This is a genomic window from Pantoea sp. GD03673, from assembly GCF_029844725.1.
Classification (GTDB): Bacteria; Pseudomonadota; Gammaproteobacteria; order Enterobacterales; family Enterobacteriaceae; genus Pantoea.
This window is the reverse complement of the sequence record NZ_JAOCKJ010000026.1, coordinates 1-4360: the sequence shown is the minus strand read 5'-3', so window position 1 is coordinate 4360 and position 4360 is coordinate 1. Positions and strand designations below refer to the sequence as shown.

The 4360-nt window shown below is 50.8% G+C and carries 3 protein-coding genes; all 3 read left to right on the top strand.

The genetic code is table 11. The annotated features are described in order from the left end of the window. Positions 1-75: 75 nt before the first annotated feature. The 3 genes from N5J69_RS22070 (at position 76) to N5J69_RS22060 (ending at position 3947) form a co-directional block, all read left to right on the top strand. On the top strand, positions 76-1452 hold the full coding sequence (locus N5J69_RS22070; protein ID WP_159222837.1) for a DUF3560 domain-containing protein: 1377 nt from the start codon (positions 76-78) through the stop codon (positions 1450-1452). 92 nt (positions 1453-1544) lie between these two features. After that, positions 1545-2108, top strand: a complete 564-nt coding sequence (locus N5J69_RS22065; RefSeq protein WP_159222838.1) for a methyltransferase — start codon at positions 1545-1547, stop codon at positions 2106-2108. Between the two features lie 447 nt (positions 2109-2555). Further along, positions 2556-3947 carry an RES family NAD+ phosphorylase gene (locus tag N5J69_RS22060; protein WP_159222839.1) on the top strand — a complete coding sequence of 464 codons (1392 nt, stop codon included), beginning with the start codon at positions 2556-2558 and terminating at the stop codon, positions 3945-3947. Positions 3948-4360 lie beyond the last annotated feature (413 nt).

Below are 4360 nucleotides of genomic sequence, written 5' to 3'. Positions count from 1 at the left end.
TGCCCGGTCGCCCGCTCTGCCCTCACGGCGAGGAACTCAGAGAAACATCACTTAAACCTGAACGGGAGAAACAACATGTCACAGCAGAACGTCAACACCACGGCTTCAGAATCTAAAGAATCATCTTTTTTTAACGACCAGGACTACCGTGCAACGTATTCGCCGGATGACAACAAATTGCGCCTGTACCCACTGCACCGTCTTGATGAAGAAATGTATAAGCGTGTTAAGGATGCGGGCTTTAAGCATGCGCCACGTCAGGGGCTCTTTGTTGCGCCGATGTGGACGCCCGATCGTGAAGACCTGCTGATCGAACTGGCCGGCGAAATTGAGGATGAAGATCAGTCACTGTTTGACCGCCAGGAGGAGCGCGCGGAGCGCTTTGAAGAGTACAGCGAAAAACGCGCCGTCGAGTCCGGACAGGTGCTGGCAGCCGTGGACAGCCTGGCTTCGGCCATTCCCTTCGGGCAGCCGATTCTTGTCGGACATCACAGCGAGCGCCGTGCCCGTAAGCACGCGCAGAAAATTGAAAACGGCATGCGCCGCGCAATCAACCTGTTTGAAACGTCTGAATACTGGGAGCGCCGCGCAGAGGCCTCGCTGCGTCATGCTGCTTACAAAGAGCGCCCGGACGTGCGCTGGCGCCGGATTAAGAAGATTGAGGCCGATTTGCGCAAGGCTGAGCGCCGGCTTCAGGACGTGCAGAAATTTATCAAACTCTGGTCATCTGAAAACCTTAACCGGGCAATGGCCCTTGTTATTGCAGGTATCGATCACCTTTACTGCTGCTTTACCCTGGAGAAGTACCCGCGCCCGCCGGAGAAAAGCCAGTATGAAGGTAGCCGCAGCATCTGGTCAGCCCTTGAAGATGACATTATTACCGCCGAACAGGCCCGGGACATCTGCATACCCTGCCATGAGCGCACCATCACGCGGTTAAGCCGCTGGACGGCGCACTACCGCAACCGCATTGCCTACGAGCGCGCCATGCTGGACGAGCACGGCGGCGTGCTGGCCTCAGATGTGGACATGGTGCCGGGCGGCCAGGTTAAAAGCCGCGGGGAGTGGCTGACCATCATTCGCGTAAACCGCAGCGGCGGAAGAATCAGCTCGCTGGTTACGCCTGAGTATTCATTCATGTCACGGGGAAACGGCGCCGTCATCACCATCACGCCCGATCGCATTACGGAATACAAAGCGCCCGGCGCAGAGGAAGCAAAAACGGCGAAGGCGGCCGCAAAGCGCCCGCCGATTGTGAATTATCCGGGGGACGGCTTTGAGCACATGACAAAAGAGCAGTGGAGTAAAAAGCACGCCGATTTTAAACAGGTGAAGGGCATAACGGCCGGTGACGATCACAAGGCTTATCGGTTACGCCGCGTGATGTCCACGGGCTACACCCTGTCGCCGGTTTACATCACTGACATGAAGACGGTTGAAATACCGCGCTAAAAGCCTGTGCTCCCCGACGGTGCCGGGGAGATGATGTATATACATATGACTATACAAAGCGTGCCGGTAATACCGGCACGGGAGAACGATAAATGCGTACCAAACTCAGCGCGCGAATTGCGCAGATGCAGCAGAAACTCAGCGGCCTGCAGCCCGTGGCCCGGGTGCATGCAGATACACAGCTGTTTGTTTCGTCCGATCCGGTGTGCCGGAAGCTTGTTACCCTGGCCGATGCCCGGCCGGGCAGCCGGGTGCTGGAGCCGAGCGCCGGGACCGGCGCCATTGTCCGCGCGGTGCTTGCGGTCGTGCCGGGGGTAATATGCCAGTGCGTGGAAATGAACGCGGCGCTGGCTGAACATCTCAGCGCCACTTTTCCTGAAGTGGCCGTTACCTGCGCGGACTTTCTGAGCTGCGCCCCGCAGGCGGTTTATGACCGGATTATCATGAATCCGCCTTTCCGTAACGGCGAGGATCTGAAGCACATCCGGCACGCGCTGAAAATGCTGGCACCGGGCGGTAACCTGGTTGCGGTCTGCGCAAACGGTCCGCGTCAGCAGCAAGAATTTAAGGATATTGCGACGCATCAGGAAGTGCTGCCACGCGGGGCGTTCGCATATACGGACGTTTCAGCAATGATTGTCCGCATTGATGCCTGATTGCCTGCCATACCGGTTCCGCGCATGCGGGGCCGGATTAGCGCCGTCAGCTGAGACCGCAAACGTCAACGGCGGGTGATAACAGCTGTGGCGGCTGCGCCGCCACGGCGGTTCTTCATCCTTTGCCTGCGCTTTCTCTCTCCGGAGCGCTGTCTCTCCGTCTTCTCTCTCTGCTTTCTGCTGCTGTTTATTCCTGTGTGGGCTGCAGTTGCTTTTATGGTTTCCTCTCCTTAAGGTCAAAGACATGAAGACCCTGATGGCCCCCTACGGCTCCCCGACGTTGCCGGGTCGTCAGCCCCACTCCGCTAACCGGCTGTACCGGTTAGCTGCGCCGGACCGCAAGCGTTCCGGGCCTGCCGGCTAGGGTCTGATGGCGAAACAAAACAACACATAACATTATAATTGAATTAATATTTCAAAATAATTCAATTTAAAAGAGAGAAAAAAATGGAAGAAGATAAGAAGGTATGCCATGAATGCATTGGCGAAGAGTATGTCAAATCTTACATCAAGAAACATGGCAATAGAAGTGGCGGTTGCAGTTACTGTTTAAAAGCCCGTAAAAGCTTACCTTATAGTGATGTTGCTGAGATGATGCATGCGGTATTTGAAAGCTATTACGAGCCAAATTTTGAGAATGATGTTTATTGGGATGCTCCAGCGGGCGATGATGCAACGGGGGTTATACATTATGAGTTGCAAACTGATGATGAAGCTTTAGTTGCAGATATTTATGAATATCTTAAGGAGGAATGTAATCCATTCAGGCTGGATGAATATGAAAAGTACAGTGATGATTTTAACTATGTGAAAATGGATTATAATTCAGATGTGCTTGATTTGGCGTGGAATAAAATGCTTGAATCTTTAAAGAGCGAGGCGAGATACTTTAATCAGGGGGTTAAGGATTTTCTTGATGATTTATTTAGCGATATAGATACTTATAAAACAAAAGTGAGTTCTTCTGCCATTAAAGAAATAAAAATAAACACGGTTTTTTTTCGGGCGCGAGTATTTGATTCAATTAATGAAGTGGAAGTTGCGTTAAAACATCCTGAGCTGGAATTTGGGCCGCCGCCTAGTAAGATTGCACGAGCTGGTAGAATGAACGCATCAGGTATACCAGTGTTTTATGGAGCAGCCTCTGCTGAAGTAGCTATAGCTGAGGTAAGACCTGCAGTAGGCAGTTATGTGGTAGTTGCACCATTTGAAGCCATGCGAGCACTAAGAGTTTTAGATATTTCTAGTTTAGAATTAATCTCTCATGAGAAAGGCAGTAAGTTTAATCCAGAAGTCATTAAAAGGCTTGAAAAGTCATCTTTTTTACGTACGCTATCAAAAATATTAACCATCCCAGTTCCAGGAAAGAATGCGGAAAATGAATATTTAATAACACAGGCGGTATCAGAATACTTGTCAATTAACAACTCTCTTAAGCTTGATGGTATTACATTTAACTCCACTCAAGTTAGCAAGGGTAGTAATAAGTCAATTGAAAAGTACAATATCGTACTATTCAAGAGATCGTCCAGCGTAAACAATGCTGATAATATACGCTGTGAGTACAAGGTAGAGATGCATGAAAACATAGAGGATGACTTTTATGTTTTCAATCCTACCATAAGAAAAATTGAGTATGCGGATGGTGAAGGTAAAATCCCTGTATTGACAATAAGGCGTGCTACATATCATCCGGGGGATGTATTGAAGTTGAAGGTGGGTGACATATCATTTTTCAAAGTTGAAGGTGTAGTTTTTGAAGTTAAAGAAAATAAAGTTAAGCTTGGAAGCCCATTTGTAGTTAAAGACGATGGCTTAGACTACGATATACACTTGTAATTTGAGTATTTAGTTAGGTTGCTTTATGAGTTTATATAGATCTTAAATATATTACCTCTCAGGAAAACCAAAAATTTCGAATTTAATATTTATGCCCCCTCCGGCTCCCCGGCGTTGCCGGGTCGTCAGCCCTACTGCGCTAACCGGCAAAGCCGGTAAGCTTCGCCGAATCCCTCCGGGTTTCGGGCCTGACGGCTGGGGTCTGATGGCAACGGCCGGGTCAACCCCTGCAGCGGGCGTGCGCCCGCGCATTCACTGGCCACAAAAAGCCGTGGCCGCTGAGGACCGGACCGGCAGAAAGCCGCCGTCCGGGGCTGTGCCCTGTTCATCACCCGCGTTCTGTTTTGTTCCCTGAGTCCCTTCGCCGTGCAGAAACCTGGCACCCGGGCGCCTTCACGCAAGGGTCGCACGCT

Excerpts from the sequence above, each read along its gene's own strand:
- N5J69_RS22070 (WP_159222837.1), top strand. The coding sequence starts at position 76 with ATGTCACAGCAGAACGTCAACACCACGGCTTCAGAATCTAAAGAATCA.
- N5J69_RS22065 (WP_159222838.1), top strand. The coding sequence starts at position 1,545 with ATGCGTACCAAACTCAGCGCGCGAATTGCGCAGATGCAGCAGAAACTC.
- N5J69_RS22060 (WP_159222839.1), top strand. The coding sequence starts at position 2,556 with ATGGAAGAAGATAAGAAGGTATGCCATGAATGCATTGGCGAAGAGTAT.